Source organism: Saccharicrinis sp. 156, assembly GCF_050589685.1.
Lineage (GTDB): Bacteria > Bacteroidota > Bacteroidia > Bacteroidales > Marinilabiliaceae > Saccharicrinis.
Window position 1 is genome coordinate 63609 of sequence record NZ_JBNGOS010000011.1, and the last position, 21196, is coordinate 84804.

Sequence of the window (21196 nt, forward strand, 5' to 3'; positions counted from 1 at the left end):
ACCTTGTCAGGATGAGCCCTGATATTGAAATTAAAAGAATTTCTTAAAAAAATAAATGTATTTCTCTCAATTTCAATAGCCAGCGTTAAGTGCTATAATACTATGGCATTTGTAGATTTAACTTATCTTTTAATATTTTAGGGTGATATCACATATTGTGTATCCTGTCAAAACTAACAAATTTCATAGGTTGCACCAGACAATTTTATGTAATATTGTAAGTTAATTTATACAAGTAATAATTTGCGTGGTAAGAGTGAAATAGTTTGTTTCTGAAAAAACAGCCAGCTCCAGACATGGTTTGGAGATTAAAATATGACCCTTATCAGCACTTTTAGTAAAATATATATAGAACATGAAAATAACAAGAAGGAAACCTGACTGGTTAAAAATACAACTCCCCAACACAGCTGATTACAAATGGATGAATCAGACTATCCGGGATAACAAATTACACACCATTTGCACTAGTGGGAAATGCCCAAATGCGGCGGAATGTTGGGGAGCGGGCACGGCCACTTTTATGATACTGGGTAACATATGTACCAGGGCGTGTAAATTTTGTAACGTGGCAACCGGAAAACCGTTAGCTGTAGACACTAAAGAACCTGTGCGAATTGCGCGTTCCATTCAAATAATGAAACTTAAGCATGCGGTAATTACCTCTGTTGATAGGGATGATTTGGAAGATGGCGGCGCCGGTATTTGGCACGAAACGATATTGAAAGTAAAAGAGATGAATCCAGAGACAACGCAAGAAGTACTGATTCCTGATTTCAACGGGCTTCATCATTTAATACAGAAAGTAATTGATGCTCAACCAGAAGTGGTTTCGCACAACCTGGAAACTACCAGAAGAATAACTCCAATTATCCGAAGCAGGGCAAAATACGATATTAGTCTGGATGTGCTAAAATATATCGCCGATGCAGGCGTGGTGGCAAAAACGGGCATCATGGTGGGCATAGGCGAAACAGAACAAGAAGTACTTGAAACCATGCAGGACGCTCATAAAGCAGGCGTAAAGGTGTTTACCATTGGCCAATATCTGCAACCCAGTAAAGATCATCTGCCTGTTGAAGAATACGTTACACCAGAACAATTTGCAAAATACGAAAAAGCAGGATTAGAGATGGGCTTTAAATATGTAGAGAGTGGCCCCATGGTACGATCATCGTATCATGCCGAAAAACATATTAATGCTTTAAAAGACTGACCATGAACACAAACACCATATTTGAGGATTTAGGCCTGATTGAATATAAAAAAGCCTGGGACTATCAGGAGGCAAACTTCAACGCCATTATCGATTCAAAGCTTTTCAACCGGGAAAATACCGAAAATCCCAAACTTATTACACACAAACTTTTGTTTTGCGAGCATCCACATGTCTATACTTTAGGGAAAAGCGGAGCGGTTAACAACCTTTTGATTAACGATGTTTTTTTAAAACAGATTAACGCCACTTATTACAAAAGCAACCGAGGGGGAGATATTACATACCATGGACCAGGTCAGATTGTTGGCTATCCTATTTTCGATCTGGAAGAAATGGGCCTAACGGTAAAAACCTATATCCAAAAGCTGGAAGAGGCTATTATTAATTGCATTGCTGAATACGGTATCCATGGTGCCAGGTTAAATGGTGCAACAGGTGTTTGGATAGACAAAGATCTGCCCGGCAAAACAAGAAAAATATGTGCCATCGGGGTGAAAGCAAGTCGTTATGTTAGCATGCACGGCTTTGCGCTCAACGTTAACACCGACCTAACGTACTTTAACCATATTAACCCATGCGGCTTTGTGGACAAAGGGGTAACTTCCATGCAAAAGGAATTGGGCGGAAAACAAGACTTTGAAAATGTAAAGAAGAATTTGCTGGGACATCTCGAAAAAGTATTCCAGTTAAATGTAAACAAATAGTACTTTACCTTAAACAGCTGATACTGCATTTGTTCACGATAGCATATTCACGCATTATACAGTTCATAAAGCATAAATAGCGGCACAGGGTTTTGAAAATCCATTTTTTTTGGGAAAATTTAACCTCGCAAAAAAGGCCTCATAAACAATATGGAGAAAAGATGGAATATTAAAGAAACTGGTGACGACGAAAAGGTCGAACACCTGTCGAAGGTTTTAAATATCGACAGGTTCCTTTCTAATTTACTGGTGCAAAGAGGGGTTGAGACATTCGATGAGGCAAAGGCGTTTTTCCGTCCGGCTTACGAGCACCTTCACGACCCGTTCTTGATGAAAGATATGGACAAGGCCATTGATCGCCTGGAACAGGCCATGGAAAAGGAGGAGAAGGTAGTTGTTTATGGCGACTACGACGTTGACGGGACAACTTCGGTAGCTTTAGTCTACTCATTCCTGAAGCCTTATTTTAAAAAAATTAGCTTCTATATCCCTAATCGTTACGAAGAAGGTTACGGAATCTCATATAAGGGTATCGATCATTTTTTCGAGGAAAAATGCACACTGGTAATTGCTTTGGACTGTGGGATTAAAGCGGTGGATAAAATGGAATACGCCAAAAAAAAAGGCATAGAGTTTATCATTTGCGACCACCATACCCCGGGAGATGTACTGCCGGATGCAGCAGCATGTCTCGATCCTAAAAGGCCGGATTGCAATTATCCCGACGAAAATCTTTCCGGTTGCGGCGTAGGATTCAAATTTTTACAAGCTTTTTGCAAAAGAAGAAATCTGGATCATTCCAAATTATACGATTATCTCGATCTGGTAGCCGTAAGTATTGCCTCCGACATTGTCCCCATTGCGGGCGAAAACAGGGTATTAGCTCACTTTGGACTTGAGAAGCTAAATACGAATCCCGGCATAGGACTTAAGCATATTATTAAGGTGGCCGGAATGCAGGGCCGGGAAATCACCATTAGCGATATCGTGTTTAAGATTGGGCCTAGAATTAATGCTGCCGGCAGGATTGATTCAGGTGGCGACGCCGTTGACTTGCTCGTTAGCACCAACGAAGAAAATGCTTCCAGCATGAGTATCGACATCGACAAGTGCAACGATACCCGCAAAGGGTTTGACCGGGATATTACCCAACAGGCCCTGGACTTAATAGCCAATAACGAGGAGTTTAAAAACAAAAAGTCAACTGTGCTCTTTGAGCCCCAGTGGCATAAGGGCGTGATTGGGATAGTAGCTTCCAGACTCACCGAAACCTACTATCGCCCCACGGTAATCCTAACCGAGTCAAAAGGTTTTGCAACAGGCTCTGCCCGCTCAGTCGAAGGGTTCGACCTGTACAAGGCCATCGATTCGTGCAGTGACCTACTCGAAAATTTCGGGGGACACATGTATGCGGCCGGGCTCACATTAAAACCAGAAAACATACCAGCCTTTAAAAAGAGGTTTGAGGAGTATGTTGCGGAAAACATCACCCCGGACCAACTTATACCCCAAATCGAAGTGGACGAAGAGATTGGCCTAAAGGACATCAACGATAAATTCTTTAGGATTTTAAAACAGTTTCGGCCTTTTGGACCAGGTAACCTAAGGCCGGTATTTGTGACCAAGCGTGTTTTTGATTACGGCACAAGCAAAAAGGTGGGCAAAGATCAAGATCACCTTAAAGTGGAACTTATCGAAGAAAAATCAGGTTCTATTAAGCAAGGTATTGCTTTTTCAATGGGTGATTACCTGGATCAACTGCAAACCGGAAACCCGTTCGACGTATGTTACACCATAGAGGAAAATGTGTACAACGGTCGCTCAACCTTGCAAATGATGCTTAAGGATATGAAATTCCCTTATGCGGGAGAATATTCAGATTAATTGACAATTTGTTAGAAAAATAAAACAACAAAAATCAATTTCTTTTTGAAATAAATTATATTTGTAGCCATTGACAGCAATAAATGAATTATTCAACATCTGTTAACCACAGTTAGAATAAGCTGATATACTTAAAAAGTAATACCTACACTTATGAAAAATAGTTTAAAATTTTGGGGTGCTACCTCATTGTTATTAGCCCTAATTATTGGATTTGCGTCGTGCAACAGCTCATCTAAAAAAGGCAAACAGACCGAAACTGCTCAAATTGAAAAGGCTGAAGTTGAAACTAAGGTTAGAGAATTCGTTTATCCTCTTCCTACCTCTTACGAAATTGTTGAAATGCTTAATGAGATCGAGGCATCCTATATTTTTGATTTGACAAACAATCCGGCCAATGCCGATAAGTACTCAACCGAAAAATCGTTGGCCCTTAATCTGGGCGTTTTTGGTGGCGACTTAAGTTATGCCAGTACTTACAATCAGAAACAAGAAACTGCCAATTTTATCGAAGCGTCCAGAAAAATGCTGGAAGGCCTTGACTTGTCTGCAGCAATAAGTGAAGATTTACCTGAGCAAGTTGAGGCGAATGAGGACGATAAGGAAGCGTTGGTGGAACTGATAACAAACTCGTTTTACGACACCTATGATTTCTTGCACAAAACCAACAGAGCTCCCGTATCTGCTTTAATAATGTCAGGAGCCTGGGTAGAAGGACTTTACATTGCCACCCACATCTCTGAAGAGACCTTCAACAGCAAGGAGATGGTTGAAATTGTTTTAAAGCAGAAGGATCCGTTACTGAAACTAATGGAAATTCTTGCGAAGTATAAGTCAGATCAGGGTGTTGCTGAAACCATTGCCGACTTATCCACTATGGCAAATATTTATGCCGGCATAGAAAGCACCGCCATAACACAAGAACAAATGATTCAAATTGCAGAAGAATCATTAAAGATCAGAAAGAAATTTATTGCTACCAAATAAGCAAGACGCACGGAATATCCTAAAAGCGATCATCTTAGGTCGCTTTTTTTTATGAATACCTGTATATTTATAGGTATCTTGTATTTTTATACCTAAGGACTTCGGTTAATCAAGTATCATAATGTTATGAGTGAAACTTTACTGGATGCATTAATGAAACTGTACGCTTTGCTTACTAATGTGCGCAAGGAGAGCAGGTTAGATAGTGCAAGGAAATTAATTGAACAGGAATTGCTCCGCAACTTTAATAAGGAATACGTGGACCAATATCTGCAGCGTTTCAATTTTTATATCCAGTCCTTTCATAAATATACATATAGCCCTATAAAGTCCAAAGCCGAAAAACAATCCACAGACAATTATAATCAGCTGAGCTCAATATGCGATGAATTAAACAAGGAACTTGAAAGCGAATCCAAAATATGGCTTTTCGTTCAACTTTTTGAGTTCATGCGCAAAGAAGAGAAAATAAGTACAATTGCCAACGAGGTAGTGGACAAGCTATCAAGCGGTATGATGATTGACCCGGTTGATTATCGGTTATTAAAATCCTTTATACTGCAAGGCCCCATGGAAGTTAATGATCCGGAAAAGGTACTTGTAATTAGTGGCCAGGAGGAACCTCCCATGCCTAGATTCAAACATTTGTACAATCCTAAACAACAAGTATATGTTTGGGTATTATATATTAAAAGCACACATACTTTTATTTTCAGATATTCCGGTGATAGAAACCTTTATTTGAACGGCCATAAAGTTGAAAGAAACAACTCATATATTTTGTCCGTAGGTTCTGTTATAAAAACCTCACGGATGTCACCTGTATATTACAGTAAGGTAGCGGAGGTTTTTGTACAAAAATCCGAAAAAGGCCGGATCATACTAAAAGCCAGAGATGTTGTTTACAAGTTTAACGACAAACAGACCGGCATCCATCGGTTTAGTTTTACCGGCAGGTCGGGGCAATTGGTTGGCATTATGGGAGGCAGCGGAACCGGGAAATCCACCCTGCTAAATGTGCTTAACGGCACTTACAAGCTTACTGGCGGATCGTTACGCATTAATGGACTTGATGTGCACCTGCACAAGGAAGAGCTGAAAGGCGTTATCGGATACGTTCCACAAGAGGATCTTTTGATTGAAGAACTCACCGTTTTCGAAAACCTGTACTTTAATGCCCAACTGTGCTTTAGCGATTTCAGTAAGGAAGAAATCGATGAGCTGGTAAACAATGCTATCAAAGACTTTGACCTGCTCGAAGCCCGTGACCTGATAGTCGGCAATCCACTAAATAAAATCCTAAGCGGAGGACAACGAAAACGATTGAATATTGCCCTCGAACTTATTCGGGAACCCTCTATACTGTTTGTTGACGAGCCAACTTCGGGCCTTTCTTCTATGGACTCGGAAAAGGTGATGGTATTGCTAAAACGCCAAACATTAAAAGGGAAACTGGTGGTCATTAATATACATCAGCCATCGTCCGATCTTTATAAATTATTGGATAAGCTGCTGATCATAGACAAGGGCGGCTATATTATATACAACGGAAACCCTATGGACGCCATCGTATATTTTAAGCAAAAAGCGAATTATGTTAATCCCGAAGACAGTGAATGCTATTTATGTGGTAATGTAAAGGTTGAACAGCCATTGCGAATTATCGAGGGTAGGATGGTTAACCCTAACGGTAGATTAATTCGTGAAAGAAAGATTAAGCCGGTAGAATGGTACGAAAACTATATAAGTGACATTGAAAGCAAGTTTGACTGGAAAAAATCCGAGGAACCTGACGAACGAGAGAAGTTACCACATAACCTTTACAATATTCCTGGCAGGATACGCCAGTTTTTAATCTATACTTACCGCGACAGCCTATCCAAATGGAAAGATCGTCAGTATATAATGATTAACTTTTTGGAAGCTCCCGTGCTTGCCTTGATACTTGGCTTCTTTACCAAATTTATAATTGGTACCGACACAAATCCCAACCTCTATATCTTTAGCCAGAATGACAATATCCCGGCATATCTCTTTATGACTGTTGTTGTTGCCTTGTTCCTGGGGTTAAATGTAAGTGCCGAGGAAATCATCAAGGATAAGAAACTATTGCAGCGGGAAAAATTCCTGAACTTAAGCAGGTTTAGTTACCTCAACAGTAAAATCACCATTCTGTTTGTAATTTCGGCGATTCAAACCCTAAGTTTAGTTTTGATAGGAAATCATATCCTTGAAATACAAGGACTTAATCTAAGTTACTGGTTAATTTTATTTTCTACGGCCTGTTTTTCCAACATGCTGGGTTTAAATATCAGTAGCGGTTTAAAATCAGTGGTTGCCATATATATTTTAATACCGTTAATTTTGGTCCCCCAGCTTTTATTTAGCGGTGTCATCGTTAATTTCGATAAACTTCACAGTTCCATCGCGCCCAAAGATTATGTCCCCCGAATAGCTGACGTGATGACCTCAAGGTGGGCATATGAAGCTTTAGCCGTCAATCAGTTTGCAAATAACGAATATGAGAAACATTTTTTTGAAGACGAGCAGATAATTAGTCAAGCCTCGTACTATTTATCATTATTGATTCCCCGACTCAAACAACACAACCTGAAATGTAAAGACTTTCTAAAAGCAGGTAACGTAAGTCAAGCTGAAGCACATAATACACTAATAATACGGGAATTATCCAAAATTGAGGAAAAACAAATTATTAATTTAGATCACGTAGTTAATCCTCTTTCCACTAACCTAAGCGAGTATTCCATTGAAAGAATGTCTTCGACGCTGGACAGTTTGGAATCTTTTTTTCAAAAGCAATACAAAACCTCCCGAAACCACAAGGATAATTCTTTCAGGGAACTTGAAGCTAAGCTCGGGGGCTCCGATAAGCTCTTTGAAAAAAAGCAGAAATACCACAATAAAAAATTGGCGGCGATGCTATTAAAAAAAGGCGAATTGAAACAAATTACCTTTAAAAATGGCGAGTACATTCCTAAAAAAGATCCTGTTTTAAGAAATGGAAGTTCTGAATGGGGAAGAGCACATTTTTTTGCCCCGAACAAAAAAATGGCAGGCATTACAATTTCCACTCCTATTTTCAACGTACTTGTAATCTGGCTTAGTACATTCCTTTTGTACATTACATTATATTTAGATGTGCTCAGACATATAATAAGTTACTTTGAGAAATTTAGGTTGAGACGCAGGTTCATGGTTTACCTGAATAAAGTATAGGGGGTGCACTGAGGCGTTGCTTGAATTGGAATGACGCATCGTATCTTGTTTGCCGATTTCCCTTCTATATAAAACGATCCTTGCATTATTCCCGTTTTTTAAAGTAATTTTGCCGATAAAGAATAAGTAAAAAATGAAAGTCTATTCCGATCCTGAATCTTTTTCTGGCAAAAACGTAATTGTAACCATTGGAATGTTCGATGGTGTGCATTTGGGACATACTAAATTACTTGAGCACTTGGTTCAACGGGCTAAAGAGACGAATGGCAATTCGGCGGTTTTAACTTTTTGGCCTCATCCCCGGCTTGTACTGAATAAGGAACCCCAAACGCTTCAGTTTATTACTACGCTGGATGAAAAAACTAAAATAATCAGCGAGTTCGGAATCGACTACCTCATCCTTCTTCCATTTAACAAAGAGCTGGCCAACTTAACCGCCGAAAAGTTTATCGAAAACTTCCTTATTGCCAAAATTAATATGAGCCACCTGGTTGTTGGTTACAATCATAGGTTCGGAAAAGACAGGTTGGCTGACTTCGGCGTTTACACTAGACTGAGCAAAAAACTCGGCTTTGGTATCTCACGTGTCGATGCTGTATACAAGGATGGCAAAGCCGTTAGTTCCACCGCTATCCGCCAATCCTTAAATGAAGGGAAAGTGGAAGAGGCCAAACTAATGTTAGGCTATGATTTTTCTATTTTTGGAACAGTTAGAGGAGGTCAAAGATTGGGTCGCAGGCTGGGTTATCCAACGGCCAATATTAAACCTAACGAAAATTATAAGCTAATACCGTCCACTGGCGTTTATGCCTGTAAAATACACGTAATGGGTAAAACATATGGTGGCATGTTGAACATTGGTGTTCGACCAACCGTTAATAAGGATAACGAACTTACGATTGAAGCACATATCCTGGATTTTAATCAGGATATCTATTCCGAAGAAGTAGAAGTAACTTTTATCAAAAAAATCAGGGACGAACAGAAATTTGATGGCATTGAAAGTTTGATACAACAACTTAAGACTGATGAAATAAATATCCGGAAGATTCTGTGTCCACTTATGCTATAAATATGCAAAGTATCTGATTTTTATTACATTTGCGTACAAAATTAAAAACAACAATATGTCTGAAATGTTAATAGATACACTTCCGTACAAAGTGAAAGATATGGCCGAAGCGGATTTCGGCAGAAAAGAAATTGAAATTGCGGAAAAAGAAATGCCCGGCCTAATGGCTTTACGCGAACAGTATGGGGCTAAAAAACCATTGAAAGGTGCCAAAGTAATGGGTTCGTTGCATATGACTGTTCAAACCGCCGTATTAATAGAAACGCTGGTTGAACTTGGAGCAGATGTGCGCTGGTGTAGTTGTAACATATACAGTACCCAGGATCACGCTGCAGCTGCCATTGCACAAACCGGAGTTCCCGTATTTGCCTGGAAAGGCGAAACATTGGCTGAGTATTGGTGGTGTACAGAAAGAGCATTAGATTTTGGTGATGGCGAAGGTCCCGATCTTATTGTTGATGATGGAGGTGACGCCACCATGATGATTCACCTGGGACGTGACATCGAATCGGATAAATCTATTCTTGACAGAGATTACAGCGGAGAAGGTGAAGACTACAGAGAGCTTGTTTCACGCCTTAAACTGGAGTTCGAAAAGAACCCTACACGTTGGACAAAAGCTGCAGAAAAATGCAAAGGTGTGAGTGAAGAAACCACCACCGGCGTTCATCGTTTATACCAAATGATGGAAAAAGGAGAGTTACTGTTCCCTGCTATCAACGTAAACGACTCGGTAACCAAATCAAAATTCGACAACCTCTACGGATGCAGGGAAAGCCTGGCTGATGGTATCAAGAGAGGAACAGATGTAATGGTTGCCGGCAAAACCGTACTGGTTTGCGGATATGGTGATGTTGGTAAAGGATGTGCGCAAAGTATGCGTGGATTCGGTGCACGGGTATTGGTTACCGAAATTGACCCTATTTGTGCATTGCAGGCTGCCATGGAAGGATATGAGGTAACAACAACCGAGGATGCACTGTGCGAAGCTGATATCTACGTAACCACAACAGGAAACAAAGATATCTTAACCATAGAACACATGGAAAAAATGAAAGATCAGGCCATTGTTTGTAATATTGGTCACTTCGATAACGAAATCCAGGTTGAGAAACTAGAAAACTATCCCGGTATCAAGGAAAAAAACATTAAACCTCAAGTTGATTTGTTCGAATTCCCTGATGGACATGCGATTATCCTTTTATCTCGCGGTCGTTTGGTAAACCTTGGCAATGCAACCGGTCACCCAAGTTTTGTGATGAGTAACTCGTTTACCAATCAAACCTTGGCTCAGCTGGAACTTTGGAAAAACGATTACAAAATTGGCGTTTACACCTTACCTAAACGATTAGATGAGGAGGTTGCCCGTTTACACTTAGCGAAGTTAGGGGTTAAACTAACTCAATTATCAAAAGAACAAGCGGATTATATCGGTGTTCCACAGGAAGGGCCATATAAACCGGAACACTACAGATATTAAACAAATTTAGTACTTGCAAAATATATTAATAGGGGCTTACGATTTTTCGCAAGCCCCTTATTTATCCCAACATTGTTAGTAAAATTCACCGCAATTCCAGTTCCATCAATAATATATATGCATTGCTAAACACAGCCATGTAAGATTTTCTATCCCAATAACAACCAGGGCCACTGATGCCTGCCGAATTTCTCAAATCCCTAATGACAGCTCTCGGTTTATCGTAGTATTCCAATGCGGTTTTATGCTCAGGACCTCCTATTAAATATAGGCTCGGCACGCTGTAAAGTTGGCTATTGTTTAACCAACTTGTCTGCAAACTCTATAAAATCTATGCCCGAAAAATTACCTGAACTCATAAAAAGAAGATTGGTATTTTCCCATGTTGATTGTAGCAATAATTCCTGGAGTTGTGCAGTATCAGAAAAAACAGTCACATTACTTGTTCCAAAAGCCTCATAAACCATTTTTTCGTCAATTTCCGGGAGCTTTTTATGTTGAACTACCTCAGGATTAAAATAAACATAGGCCATGTCGGCATCCGCCATGGTATTTTTATATTGCGGCAAAAATTCCTTGTTTAAGCTGCTAAACGTATGCAATTCCATACAGGCCACTAATTTCCTTTCTGGATATTGATTTTTTACCGCCTTAACCGTCGCACTCAGTTTGGACGGTGAGTGGGCAAAATCAAGAAAAACGGCGGTATTGTTCTCATCTATTAAAGTCTGCAATCTTTTTGCCGCCCCTTTAAACGAAGCTATGCATTCGAAAAACTTGTTGTCATCAATCCCCAACTCCGCACATATAATTCTGGCTCCATTTAGGTTCTGAAGGTTATGTGCACCAAATACAGATAACACAAAGCGTTCATCGTTAAAAGTAACCACCGACTTGCCATCCTCCAAAACCGAAGGTAATTCATCATAGGCCAAACTCTTAATATCCTTTCGCAAATGCTGTGAGATATTCTGAAGCTCTTCATCCAATAAATACCAGATTAGTGTAGCATCCTGTTCCAGCGAATCGGCAAATATTTTAAACTGATCCACATAGTTTTCCCAAGTGGGGAATACATTGATGTGATCCCAGGCAACACCGGTCAACAGGGCAATGTGCGGTTTGTACCAATGGAATTTAGGGCGCAAATCGATGGGTGAAGACAAATATTCATCTCCTTCGAAAATAGCAATGGGAGCATCGTGCGAAAGCTGAACCATTGTATCAAATCCTTCAATTTGCGCTCCAACCATATAATCGAATTTGTATTCCAGCTGCTTCAATACATGCATCACCATAGAGGTGATGGTTGTTTTCCCATGACTTCCCCCAATGACCACACGTTTTTTATCCTTGCACTGCTCGTATAAATATTCAGGATAAGAATACACCTTTAAATTAAGCTCCTGCGCTTTTACTAACTCGGGATTATCTTTGCGCGCATGCATCCCTAAAATGATCACATCGATTTCCCCGTCTATTTTCTCGGGAAACCATCCAAATTCATCGGGCAATAACCCATGTTTGTTCAAACGGCTACGCGACGGATCAAAAATCTCATCGTCGGACCCGGTTACCTTATATCCTTTTTGATGTAATGCGATAGCCAGATTGTGCATGGCAGCACCTCCAATGGCAATAAAGTGAATATGCATAGTAAAATTTCTATCTTTGTTTGTTTAGATATTTACACTGTTTACAAGAGATCATTGGCTGACTATTATAACTTTTTCAGTGCAGATCCGATTTTTATTGTAAAATTTAACGCTTATCGTTACTACTTACGTTAATTAACCCAACTTATTTAACAAATATAACCAAATGCAAATAAAACCATCCTATATTAAAAAATCCATTCCCTTTATACTGGTTGCCCTGACCTTTTTGTTACAGATTATTTTTAAAAACAATCCATCTTTAACCGAAAGGTTTTATTCTACAGGTATCTATCCGTTCATTGCCCGCGTATTATCTGCTATTTCGGGCTTAGTGCCATTCTCACTTGACGATGTTTTTTATGTCTGCTTAATCCTGGTTCTATTGGCAGGCTCAAGCATGGTCATCTTCCGAAAAATGAAATTTAAAAAGTATTTGCTGAGCGTGTTGCAAATTACAGCGCTTGTTTATATCTCGTTTTACTGGTTATGGGGTTTCAACTACTACCGCGAACCTGCACATAATCGCTTCCATCTGAACAGGAGTCACGCCAACGATTCTACATTTGTGTCCATGTTTAACCGCATCATTGAAGAAACAAATAACAGCTATACCCCTTCCTCCGGTTTCCATAAAGATACCTACGATTCTGTGTTGGAAAACTCGTACAAAAACCTGTCCCATTATCTTAACTTGAATCATTCAATGGGAAAGCGAAGAATAAAACATATTACTTTTAGCAACTTTTTTGCGAAGGCCACTATACTAGGCTATTACGGCCCCTTTTTTAACGAAACCCATATTAACAAACATCTAACCGTTTGGGACATCCCTGTTGTTTCGGCACATGAAAAGTCGCACCAGCTGGGAGTTACCAGCGAAGCGGAAGCCAGCTTTTACGGTTGGTTGATTTGTGTGAGCAGTGATGAACCATTTGTGCAATATTCAGGTTGGTTATATGCAATGGATTATTTCATGCATCAATCCAGTAGATTGGAAAAAAGAAAAGAGCTCATAAAAAAAATCAGGCCTGAGGTTATTGAAGATATCAAAACCCGGAACAAGCATTGGCGGGGCTGGCGCAACGCCAAAATTGATAAAGCGGCTTCTAAAGTGAACGATGCTTACTTAAAATCGAACAGCATTGAAAAGGGAATTGATGATTACAACGGTGTTGTTCAGTTGATTATTGATTATTTGCTCCAGAATGGTTAAACCCAAAAACATACCGATGATAAAACTAATTGTTGCCGACATGGACGGTACGCTATTGAATTCAGACCATGAGCTATCTCCAAAATTTGAAGACACGTACAATGAATTAACCCAAATGGGAATCCGGTTTACCGTGGCAAGCGGCAGACCCTATTATACACTTCTCCCACAGTTCCAACATATTAATCACGACATTATTCTTATTGGCGACAATGGCGCCTATATTGGAACGCATCCGGAACCTGTTGTGATGAACCCCTTTACGCAGGAAGAGGTAGCTGAAATTGTAGCTGCCGGACGTAAAATCTCCGATGTTCATCTGATCCGCTGTACACCGGAACGCCCTTATACCGAATCTGACAATCCACTTTTTATACAAGAGGCTAAAAAGTACTATCCGAATTTAAAGATTGTGGATAACATAAATGAATTGACGGAAAAAACACTAAAGATGGCCATCTACGATGCCAAAACTTGGCAATTAAACAGCGGTGACGCCTGGGATATTTTTATTGACAAATTTGTTATTGCAAAATCGAGTAAGGTTTGGGTTGACTTGATGCCGCTGGGCGTAAACAAAGGGGCTGCCATAAAATACCTTCAAAACAAGCTTGGAATAAGCAAAGAGGAGACCATGGCTTTTGGCGATTTTCATAACGACATAGAAATGTTGCAAACGGCCTTTCATAGCTATGCCATGGAAAACGCACATGAAGATGTTAAAAATGTGGCCAGGTTTCAAGCCCCAAGCAATAATGATGACGGAGTAATAAAAGTGATTGAAAACGTTGTTTTAAATGGAAGACTTAATCGCTTGGCATAATCCGTCCACCGATTAATCCGATTCATACAGATTTCAACAATAATGATTTAAAACATTGCCTGTTAACAAATAATAGTTACCTTTGCAGCCGCAAAACAGAGTTTTTGCATCATTTGTTAAACAAATAAAATTTAAACACATGCCAGTAAAAATTAGACTAGCAAGACACGGACGTAAAAGGCATGCTTTCTACCACATAGTGGTAGCTGATAGCAGATCACCACGTGATGGTAAGTACATTGAGCGTATTGGATCGTACAATCCAAACACCAATCCTGCTACTGTCGATTTGAACTTCGATAAAGCGTTAACTTGGTTAAACAACGGAGCGCAGCCTACTGACACTGCAAGAGCAATCTTGTCGTACAAAGGGGTAATGATGAAGAAGCACCTGCTTGAAGGTGTTAAAAAAGGCGCTTTTGACGAGGCTGAAGCCGAGAAGAGATTCCAGGCATGGCTGACTGAAAAAGAAGCTAAAATCCAAGCTAAAGTTGACGGACTTGCAGGTAAAGCTGCCGATGAAGCCAAAGAACAGTTTGAGCGCGAAACGAAAATCAACAGCGAAAGAGCTGAAGCTATCGCCAAGAAAAAATCAGAATTGATTGCTGAAGCTGAGGCTGCAAATGCGCCGCAAGCTACTGCTGATACTGAAGGCGAAGAAGCTGCAAGCGAAGGTGAAGCTGCTGCTGAAGAGCCAACTGCCGAGTAAGGAAAAAGATCTTAGTTATCCTTGATAAAATTAAACCCTCATTTTACGATGAGGGTTTTTTTGTACCGTATAAAAATCATGTTCCTAAAAAAAATGGCGGAATATGATTTATAAGGTGCTGCATTTTTCTATTTTTAACCCGTTAACATGTAATGGTATGCTTTTAAAAGAAAAATCCACACAAATAGGCTTTATTCAAAAATCCCATGGCGTTAAAGGCGAGCTTGCCCTTACGCTACATGATGGGTTCTACACCGAGGACCTTGCTCCCGAATTTATTCTTCTGGAAATCGACAATGGCCTGGTTCCCTTTTATGTGGAATCGCACCGCATTAAAAGCTCTAAAAGCATGCTGGTAAAACTGGAAAATATTGACACGGAAACCAGGGCAAGCGAACTGGCCGGAACCCTGGTTTACGTTGAAAGTTCTACCCTTGAACAGGAAAAAGAACTTACCAACAACGCATTCATCGGATATACCGTAAACGACAAAAGCAAGGGTTTTATCGGTGAAATAACGGAAGTTCAGGAGATATCCAACAACCCTCTATTCGTACTTGATTTTGAGGGCAAGGAAGTACTGTTCCCGATCAATCCGGACTTTATTATCGAGATAGATGATTCGAACACCACCTTGAAGGTGGACTTGCCCAACGGATTAATCGACCTATACCTTGGCGAAGATGATGACGAAGACATTTAAACCCGGATTATGTATTGGAGGTTCGTCATGAGCATTGCAAGTACAATAAAACAAGGCATTACTGAAACGAGGCATAACTTGTCCCGATTACTTTCGGGAGCATCGTTCAGGTGAGCTGAAGTGATGCAACGAAGTGTCTTGTTTTAAAGAAATTTCAATGGGTAATAGAATTCCTAATGCATATTGCGCGTTAAATCACCCGCATGAACTAAAAAAAGGTTGGGCGCCAATGACGCCCAACCTTTTTTTTAGTAGTATTCTATCGATAAACCTTAAAGGTTATCCTTAATTTTTTGTGTAATCTCATTAAACTGCTCAGGCGTAAACTTAAGTTTCGGATTTGAAAAGTTGATGTCACCTTCACCCTGAAGAGGTACCAAATGAATATGAGCATGGGGAACTTCCAAGCCTAAAACAACAACTCCAACCCTTTTACATTCCACCGCCTTGTCCAATGCCTTTGCTATTTTTTTAGCAAACACATGTAAACCTGCCAGTGTATCGTCATCCAAATCAAAAATATAATCTACCTCATCCTTGGGAATCACTAGCGTATGCCCTTTCTGCAATGGGTTAATATCCAAAAACGCAAAAAACTTATCGTCCTCTGCAATTTTATAACAAGGAATTTCTCCTTTAACTATTTTCGAAAAAATGGTTGACATAAAGTATCGTTTAAATAGATATTTCTACAATTTCAAAAGTCATTAAGCCGGATGGCACCTGGATTTCTGCAAGATCGCCCACTTCTTTTCCCAACAACCCTTTTGCAATAGGAGTTGAAATAGAAATTTTACCTTCTTTAAGGTTGGCTTCACTTTCCGGCACCAAAGTATAGGTCATTTCGGCATTGTTTTTCAGGTTTTTAATTTTCACCTTGTTCAACAACTGTACCCTGGAAGTATCGATTTTCGATTCGTCAATTATTCTTGAGTTCGCCAACACACCCTTTAGTTTGGCTATCTTCATCTCCAACATACCTTGCGCTTCTTTTGCAGCATCGTATTCCGCATTCTCCGATAAATCCCCTTTATCCCTGGCCTCGGCAATCTGCGCCGAAATACTGGGTCTCTCTACCGATTCTAACTGGTGCAATTCTTCCTTTAATTTTCTCAAACCCTCTTCGGTAAGATAACTTACGTTTGACATGTCTTTCCTCCTTTATTTAGGTAACATCTAAAAACCGTTATTTTAAAACATGACTTCGTTATTCTCTAAATTAATTCCCTCATTTACATCACTTAACCGCGGATTTAATCTATCAAAAGCCTTGTCATTTTTCACAATATTCAATTCTTAGAAACCACCTGTATTCTATATAAAAAAATAAAGAATCCCGGAAACCGAAACTCTTCGTTACAAAGATATAAAAATATGTGTTTAAATTGAAACCGGCTTTTTGTTAATATTCAGGCCGCTTGAGAATTTCGGAATAAACAACGGCCTTTCTCAAATCAAAATCAATTCCTTCAGGTTCCTTTTGCCATTCCTCTTCCTTGATTTCTGGTTTTAGCTGGGTACTTTTAATCCGGGTAAAGGTTTTTTCCATCTGCCTCTTCTTCTCTTCCATAGCTCTATCCGGTTCCCTTTGCATTGCGTGCTCCTGAACGAATACAGGTTTTGGCTGTTCAATCCCCGGCTCATCGCTCAGTTCCTTTTCCAAACCCGGTATTGGTTCATCAAACGTCTCCCCTTCCTCATCTTCAGACATTATTGGCGGTGTTGCTTGTTCAGCTTTTCTGCTGTTTTTTTTCATAAGGCTGTAGACAATACCTATAATTGCAAAAACTATATATAATAAATCTCCAAAATCTTCCATTAGTTTTAATTTACAAACAATAAAGTTATAAAAATATCTGTTGATTTATAATAGGCATTATCCTTTTTTTAACCGGATACATAATACTGATAGTTTTTTGATAAGTTTGCATTATATTTTAATTATTTAATTACCATGAAATCCACCTTGTTTTCTACTTTCATTATCGCCGTGCTGCTGCTTGCTAATTCTTGCACCGCTGACACGGAAGACATAATACCTAACATTAGTTTTACGGCTCGGCTCAATTACATTGCAACCGATCCCCAATACAATCAGAATAACCCTTTCATCGTTACTCACGACTCGTACGGAAACTACATTGGAACGGCTGGAGTTGTTATATTTATGCTCACCCAAGAAGAATATTACGTATTTGATTTGATGTGTCCATACGAGAAACAAATAAGTAGTTTGGTGGAGATTGAAGAAAATGGCATCAACTGCGTATGCCCAACTTGCGGTTCCAAATTTGCAATTGCCAATGAGTACGGGGGATTACTGGAAGGCCCTTCCAATTGGTCACTTAAAAAATATAATTCCGAGGTAAGGGATGGTACCTTATATATTTGGAATTAAAATTAAAGCGAGTCTCATTTACCACAGCTTGACATTTTGTCTGTTTTGATAAAAAAATAACGGGAGTTTCCCCTTAACAATGTGGGCGATAAATATAGTTCTATCTGGAACGACTTTGAAGGGGGATTTACTAACCGGATTCAATCCCCCTGTATTTTCTTCATTTGAAACTCTCCATTACTCCTCTCTTCGCTAAGGTAAAAATGCCTTAACCTGGCTCCTTTGAGTTAATACGTAGGTGAGAGGTATATTAGCAAGAGTTAAATATTCGCTTTAAACTGCTCCAGGAAACGGACATCGTTTTCGAAAAACAGACGGATATCTTTAATTTGGTATTTGAGCATGGTGATACGTTCTATTCCCATACCAAAGGCAAAACCTGTATATTTTTCACTGTCAATATCAGAATACTCCAATACGTGAGGATCTACCATACCGCAACCTAATATCTCGACCCAACCTGTATATTTACAAACGTTGCAGCCTTTTCCACCACAAAGCGTACAAGAAATATCCATTTCGGCAGAAGGTTCTGTAAACGGAAAGTACGATGGTCGCAATCTGATTTGTGTTTTCTCACCAAACATCTCCTTGGCAAAATAAAGCAAAGTCTGCTTTAAGTCGGCAAACGACACATTCTCGTCAATGTACAATCCCTCTACCTGATGGAAGATACAGTGTGCGCGGGCCGAAATAGCCTCGTTGCGGAATACGCGACCAGGAAAGATAGAACGGATAGGCGGCTGCGTTTTTTCCATCACCCTCACCTGTACTGACGAAGTATGGGTACGCAACAACACATCTGGGTCTTTCTCGATAAAGAAGGTATCTTGCATATCCCTTGCCGGATGCTCCTCGGGGAAATTCAAGGCTGTAAACACGTGAAAATCGTCTTCAATCTCTGGTCCTTCGGAAATATTGAAGCCCAATCGCGCAAAAATATCCACAATTTCGTTACGCACCAACGATAAAGGGTGACGGCTACCCAGTTTCATAATGGTCCCCGGAAGTGTTAAGTCAACACCGCTTCCTTTTACCTGGGAATTAGCAAATTGTTCTTTTAAGTCGCTAATAAGCTCTTGCGCCTCATTTTTCAGCACATTGATTACCTGTCCTACCTCACGTTTTTGCTCGTTGGGGATCGTTTTAAATTCGTTGAACAGTTCCGAAATAATACCCTTTTTACTGAGGTACTTGATTCGTAAGTGCTCTGCTTCTTCTGCCGATTGGGCAGTAAGCTGCTTTATTTCTTCGCGTAAAGCATTTATTTTATCCAGCATGGTTGGCTTCTTTTGTATATTATTCTGAATCCGCAAATTTAATAAAAGGAATAAAATAGAATGATAGATTTTAGATAAAAGATAAGTGATTCGCAGAATAACTTATTGAGTCAAACAATTTTCCTCTTTCCTGTGCATTGCACGAAGGCGCTAAAGCGACACAAAGCCCGACAAAAGTGTGTTTTGTTAAATAGCCAGACATGCGATGGCAGCGATTAAATATTTAATCCTCCATGTAGCATTCGGAGTGCGACTAATTACATTACGCCCAATGTCGTACCCCAAATAATAAATCCTACCTTCTAAGAATCTCAATCTTTATAATCCGTATACCATTTAGTAAATGAATTAATCATTTAGATCACGTTGTTTATAATTGCTTTTCATTTATCGATCCCCAACTAATACATTACCTTTCCGAAGTTGAAATAATCCCCACAAAGATTTCACCTCTTTAGAATATCTATCCCAAGAATCCGTATATCCTTCACGGGCCTGTCCACCGCATAAATTTCAACGGCAGCGATCTCATCAACCACATCCATGCCTGAGGTTACTTCTCCAAAAACAGCGTATTCGCCGTCGAGGTGGGGAGCACCGCCAACCGTGGCGTAGGTGTTTATTTGTGACTGGGTAAAGCGGATCCCCTTCTGTTTTTCGATGTCTTTGAGCTCATCCAAAGTGAAAGTTCTACCCGAGATAATATAAAATTGCGAACCATCAGAACGGTCCTTGGGGTTTCGCTCCGGGGGCATTTTGGAAGCAGCAATGGCGCCCCGTTTATGGAACAACCCGGGAACAATATCAGTTTTAAGATTATAACCAGGCCCCTGCCATCCCACAATATCGTCTTTGCCGGCATATTTGCTATCGGCTGCTCCGGTTTGAATCAGGAAGTCTTTTAAAACACGATGCACCAACAGGCTGTCGTAAAACTGGTCGCTGACCAACTTGATAAAATTATCGCGGAAGACAGGTGTTTGGTTATACAGCCGAATACCAATATTACCCATGGATGTTTTGATACGGAATCCTTTTATATCCTTATAAGAAGGATATACTTTATTGGTTTTTGTCCTTAGGTCGTAAATGGATTTTTGTTGCTTTAGTTGCTTTTTGCGCAAAGCGATTATTTCAGATGACGGAATTAGCGTAGAAACTTTTCCGCTGTCGGTATTTTGGTTTTGTACCATTCCCACCAGGTGATGTAAAAAGGTAAATGCGGGTAATCCGGATGCCATATTTTTACTCAATTGATATAGGATAAGGGAATCACCTTTTATCTTCGTAACTTCAGCTTTGGGTGCATATATCTTTCTTGATTTACGATATAAACCTGCAATTGAATCCGGAATATTTTTAATAGACTTTTCCAGCTTCAGGTAATGGAGGTTCTCTTTCCAGGTTTTCAGGATGACCAGGTTATTTTCGATATCATAAGCCGTATATCCTGCCACATCGTAATAATCGTTGGTTCCTACAATGGTTACCTTTGCCTTGAAGCTTCCTTTAATCAAGTCCAGGTTGGTAATCAAAGTTTTTGAGGAGATATAGAAACCGTAGCCCTGTTTAAGCAAGCGGTTGTAATGGTCATAGGTTTCTATGGTTACAACGGCTTTGATGTTTCGTAGGTAAGAACCTTTGGGGCGGGATAGTTCTTCCCTGGCAACCGTTGTTTTTTGCTGCTTGGGCTGGCAGGCAACTAAGGTAAAAACTACGAGTAGAAATGCACCAATTTTAGTCATAAAACTATCTCCTTATACATAATTGAACCCCATTCAGGGTTCTCTTTATTTCATATAGTGCCACGGGTTTCACCCGCGGTTATT

At 39.9% G+C, this 21196-nt stretch carries 18 protein-coding genes; 12 read left to right on the forward strand and 6 right to left on the reverse strand.

Going from position 1 to position 21196, the window contains the following annotated elements; all coding sequences use genetic code 11:
- Positions 1-355: 355 nt before the first annotated feature.
- The 7 genes from lipA to ahcY all read left to right on the forward strand — a co-directional run bounded on the left by lipA (position 356) and on the right by ahcY (position 10583).
- Positions 356-1216, forward strand: a complete 861-nt coding sequence (gene lipA, locus ACRD64_RS08575; RefSeq protein WP_430932896.1) for a lipoyl synthase — start codon at positions 356-358, stop codon at positions 1214-1216.
- 2 nt (positions 1217-1218) lie between these two features.
- Positions 1219-1923, forward strand: coding sequence for a lipoyl(octanoyl) transferase LipB (gene lipB / locus ACRD64_RS08580; protein ID WP_430932897.1), 705 nt, complete (start codon positions 1219-1221; stop codon positions 1921-1923).
- Positions 1924-2073: 150 nt separating this feature from the next.
- On the forward strand, positions 2074-3807 hold the full coding sequence (gene recJ / locus ACRD64_RS08585) for a single-stranded-DNA-specific exonuclease RecJ (protein WP_430932898.1): 1734 nt from the start codon (positions 2074-2076) through the stop codon (positions 3805-3807).
- A gap of 153 nt (positions 3808-3960) precedes the next feature.
- Positions 3961-4794, forward strand: coding sequence for a hypothetical protein (locus ACRD64_RS08590; RefSeq protein ID WP_430932899.1), 834 nt, complete (start codon positions 3961-3963; stop codon positions 4792-4794).
- A 126-nt stretch (positions 4795-4920) separates the two neighbouring features.
- The gene (locus ACRD64_RS08595) at positions 4921-8031 is read left to right on the forward strand and encodes an ATP-binding cassette domain-containing protein (protein WP_430932900.1); all 3111 of its coding nucleotides are present in this window, start codon (positions 4921-4923) and stop codon (positions 8029-8031) included.
- A gap of 133 nt (positions 8032-8164) precedes the next feature.
- Positions 8165-9103, forward strand: coding sequence for a bifunctional riboflavin kinase/FAD synthetase (locus ACRD64_RS08600; protein ID WP_430932901.1), 939 nt, complete (start codon positions 8165-8167; stop codon positions 9101-9103).
- 55 nt (positions 9104-9158) lie between these two features.
- Positions 9159-10583 carry an adenosylhomocysteinase gene (ahcY, locus tag ACRD64_RS08605; protein ID WP_430932903.1) on the forward strand — a complete coding sequence of 475 codons (1425 nt, stop codon included), beginning with the start codon at positions 9159-9161 and terminating at the stop codon, positions 10581-10583.
- Between the two features lie 293 nt (positions 10584-10876).
- On the opposite strand, the gene ACRD64_RS08610 is transcribed toward ahcY, so the two are convergent.
- A complete protein-coding gene (locus ACRD64_RS08610) occupies positions 10877-12238 on the reverse strand; it encodes a UDP-N-acetylmuramate--L-alanine ligase (RefSeq protein WP_430932904.1) in 1362 nt (453 codons plus the stop codon).
- A gap of 166 nt (positions 12239-12404) precedes the next feature.
- Here ACRD64_RS08610 and ACRD64_RS08615 point away from each other — a divergent pair, with 166 nt between their 5' ends.
- The 4 genes from ACRD64_RS08615 (at position 12405) to rimM (ending at position 15689) form a co-directional block, all read left to right on the forward strand.
- Entirely contained in the window at positions 12405-13454 is a 1050-nt protein-coding gene (locus tag ACRD64_RS08615) for a DUF3810 domain-containing protein (protein ID WP_430932905.1), read from the forward strand.
- A gap of 16 nt (positions 13455-13470) precedes the next feature.
- Entirely contained in the window at positions 13471-14277 is an 807-nt protein-coding gene (locus tag ACRD64_RS08620) for an HAD family hydrolase (protein ID WP_430932906.1), read from the forward strand.
- A gap of 139 nt (positions 14278-14416) precedes the next feature.
- The gene (locus tag ACRD64_RS08625; protein ID WP_430932907.1) at positions 14417-14986 is read left to right on the forward strand and encodes a 30S ribosomal protein S16; all 570 of its coding nucleotides are present in this window, start codon (positions 14417-14419) and stop codon (positions 14984-14986) included.
- A 157-nt stretch (positions 14987-15143) separates the two neighbouring features.
- Entirely contained in the window at positions 15144-15689 is a 546-nt protein-coding gene (rimM, locus tag ACRD64_RS08630; RefSeq protein ID WP_430932908.1) for a ribosome maturation factor RimM, read from the forward strand.
- A gap of 272 nt (positions 15690-15961) precedes the next feature.
- Here the strand turns inward: rimM and ACRD64_RS08635 are convergent, their stop codons facing one another.
- The 3 genes from ACRD64_RS08635 to ACRD64_RS08645 form a co-directional block, all read right to left on the reverse strand.
- A complete protein-coding gene (locus ACRD64_RS08635) occupies positions 15962-16354 on the reverse strand; it encodes an HIT family protein (protein ID WP_430932909.1) in 393 nt (130 codons plus the stop codon).
- Between the two features lie 10 nt (positions 16355-16364).
- Complete coding sequence (gene greA, locus ACRD64_RS08640) at positions 16365-16838, reverse strand: transcription elongation factor GreA (protein WP_430932910.1); 474 nt, start codon at positions 16836-16838, stop codon at positions 16365-16367.
- Positions 16839-17091: 253 nt separating this feature from the next.
- Positions 17092-17508, reverse strand: coding sequence for a hypothetical protein (locus tag ACRD64_RS08645; RefSeq protein ID WP_430932911.1), 417 nt, complete (start codon positions 17506-17508; stop codon positions 17092-17094).
- A 135-nt stretch (positions 17509-17643) separates the two neighbouring features.
- On the opposite strand from ACRD64_RS08645, the gene ACRD64_RS08650 reads away from it, so the two are divergent.
- Positions 17644-18087 carry a Rieske (2Fe-2S) protein gene (locus ACRD64_RS08650; protein ID WP_430932912.1) on the forward strand — a complete coding sequence of 148 codons (444 nt, stop codon included), beginning with the start codon at positions 17644-17646 and terminating at the stop codon, positions 18085-18087.
- A gap of 260 nt (positions 18088-18347) precedes the next feature.
- Here ACRD64_RS08650 and pheS read toward each other — a convergent pair whose 3' ends face one another.
- Together pheS and ACRD64_RS08660 are read right to left on the reverse strand one after the other, a co-directional pair.
- Positions 18348-19367 (reverse strand): phenylalanine--tRNA ligase subunit alpha, encoded by a 1020-nt coding sequence (gene pheS / locus ACRD64_RS08655; protein ID WP_430932913.1) that lies wholly within the window; start codon positions 19365-19367, stop codon positions 18348-18350.
- A 446-nt stretch (positions 19368-19813) separates the two neighbouring features.
- On the reverse strand, positions 19814-21112 hold the full coding sequence (locus tag ACRD64_RS08660) for a peptidylprolyl isomerase (protein WP_430932914.1): 1299 nt from the start codon (positions 21110-21112) through the stop codon (positions 19814-19816).
- Positions 21113-21196 lie beyond the last annotated feature (84 nt).

Coding starts and splice junctions, on each gene's coding strand:
- lipA (WP_430932896.1), top strand. CDS start 356: ATGAAAATAACAAGAAGGAAACCTGACTGGTTAAAAATACAACTCCCC.
- lipB (WP_430932897.1), top strand. CDS start 1,219: ATGAACACAAACACCATATTTGAGGATTTAGGCCTGATTGAATATAAA.
- recJ (WP_430932898.1), top strand. CDS start 2,074: ATGGAGAAAAGATGGAATATTAAAGAAACTGGTGACGACGAAAAGGTC.
- ACRD64_RS08590 (WP_430932899.1), top strand. CDS start 3,961: ATGAAAAATAGTTTAAAATTTTGGGGTGCTACCTCATTGTTATTAGCC.
- ACRD64_RS08595 (WP_430932900.1), top strand. CDS start 4,921: ATGAGTGAAACTTTACTGGATGCATTAATGAAACTGTACGCTTTGCTT.
- ACRD64_RS08600 (WP_430932901.1), top strand. CDS start 8,165: ATGAAAGTCTATTCCGATCCTGAATCTTTTTCTGGCAAAAACGTAATT.
- ahcY (WP_430932903.1), top strand. CDS start 9,159: ATGTCTGAAATGTTAATAGATACACTTCCGTACAAAGTGAAAGATATG.
- ACRD64_RS08610 (WP_430932904.1), bottom strand. CDS start 12,238: ATGCATATTCACTTTATTGCCATTGGAGGTGCTGCCATGCACAATCTG.
- ACRD64_RS08615 (WP_430932905.1), top strand. CDS start 12,405: ATGCAAATAAAACCATCCTATATTAAAAAATCCATTCCCTTTATACTG.
- ACRD64_RS08620 (WP_430932906.1), top strand. CDS start 13,471: ATGATAAAACTAATTGTTGCCGACATGGACGGTACGCTATTGAATTCA.
- ACRD64_RS08625 (WP_430932907.1), top strand. CDS start 14,417: ATGCCAGTAAAAATTAGACTAGCAAGACACGGACGTAAAAGGCATGCT.
- rimM (WP_430932908.1), top strand. CDS start 15,144: ATGCTTTTAAAAGAAAAATCCACACAAATAGGCTTTATTCAAAAATCC.
- ACRD64_RS08635 (WP_430932909.1), bottom strand. CDS start 16,354: ATGTCAACCATTTTTTCGAAAATAGTTAAAGGAGAAATTCCTTGTTAT.
- greA (WP_430932910.1), bottom strand. CDS start 16,838: ATGTCAAACGTAAGTTATCTTACCGAAGAGGGTTTGAGAAAATTAAAG.
- ACRD64_RS08645 (WP_430932911.1), bottom strand. CDS start 17,508: ATGGAAGATTTTGGAGATTTATTATATATAGTTTTTGCAATTATAGGT.
- ACRD64_RS08650 (WP_430932912.1), top strand. CDS start 17,644: ATGAAATCCACCTTGTTTTCTACTTTCATTATCGCCGTGCTGCTGCTT.
- pheS (WP_430932913.1), bottom strand. CDS start 19,367: ATGCTGGATAAAATAAATGCTTTACGCGAAGAAATAAAGCAGCTTACT.
- ACRD64_RS08660 (WP_430932914.1), bottom strand. CDS start 21,112: ATGACTAAAATTGGTGCATTTCTACTCGTAGTTTTTACCTTAGTTGCC.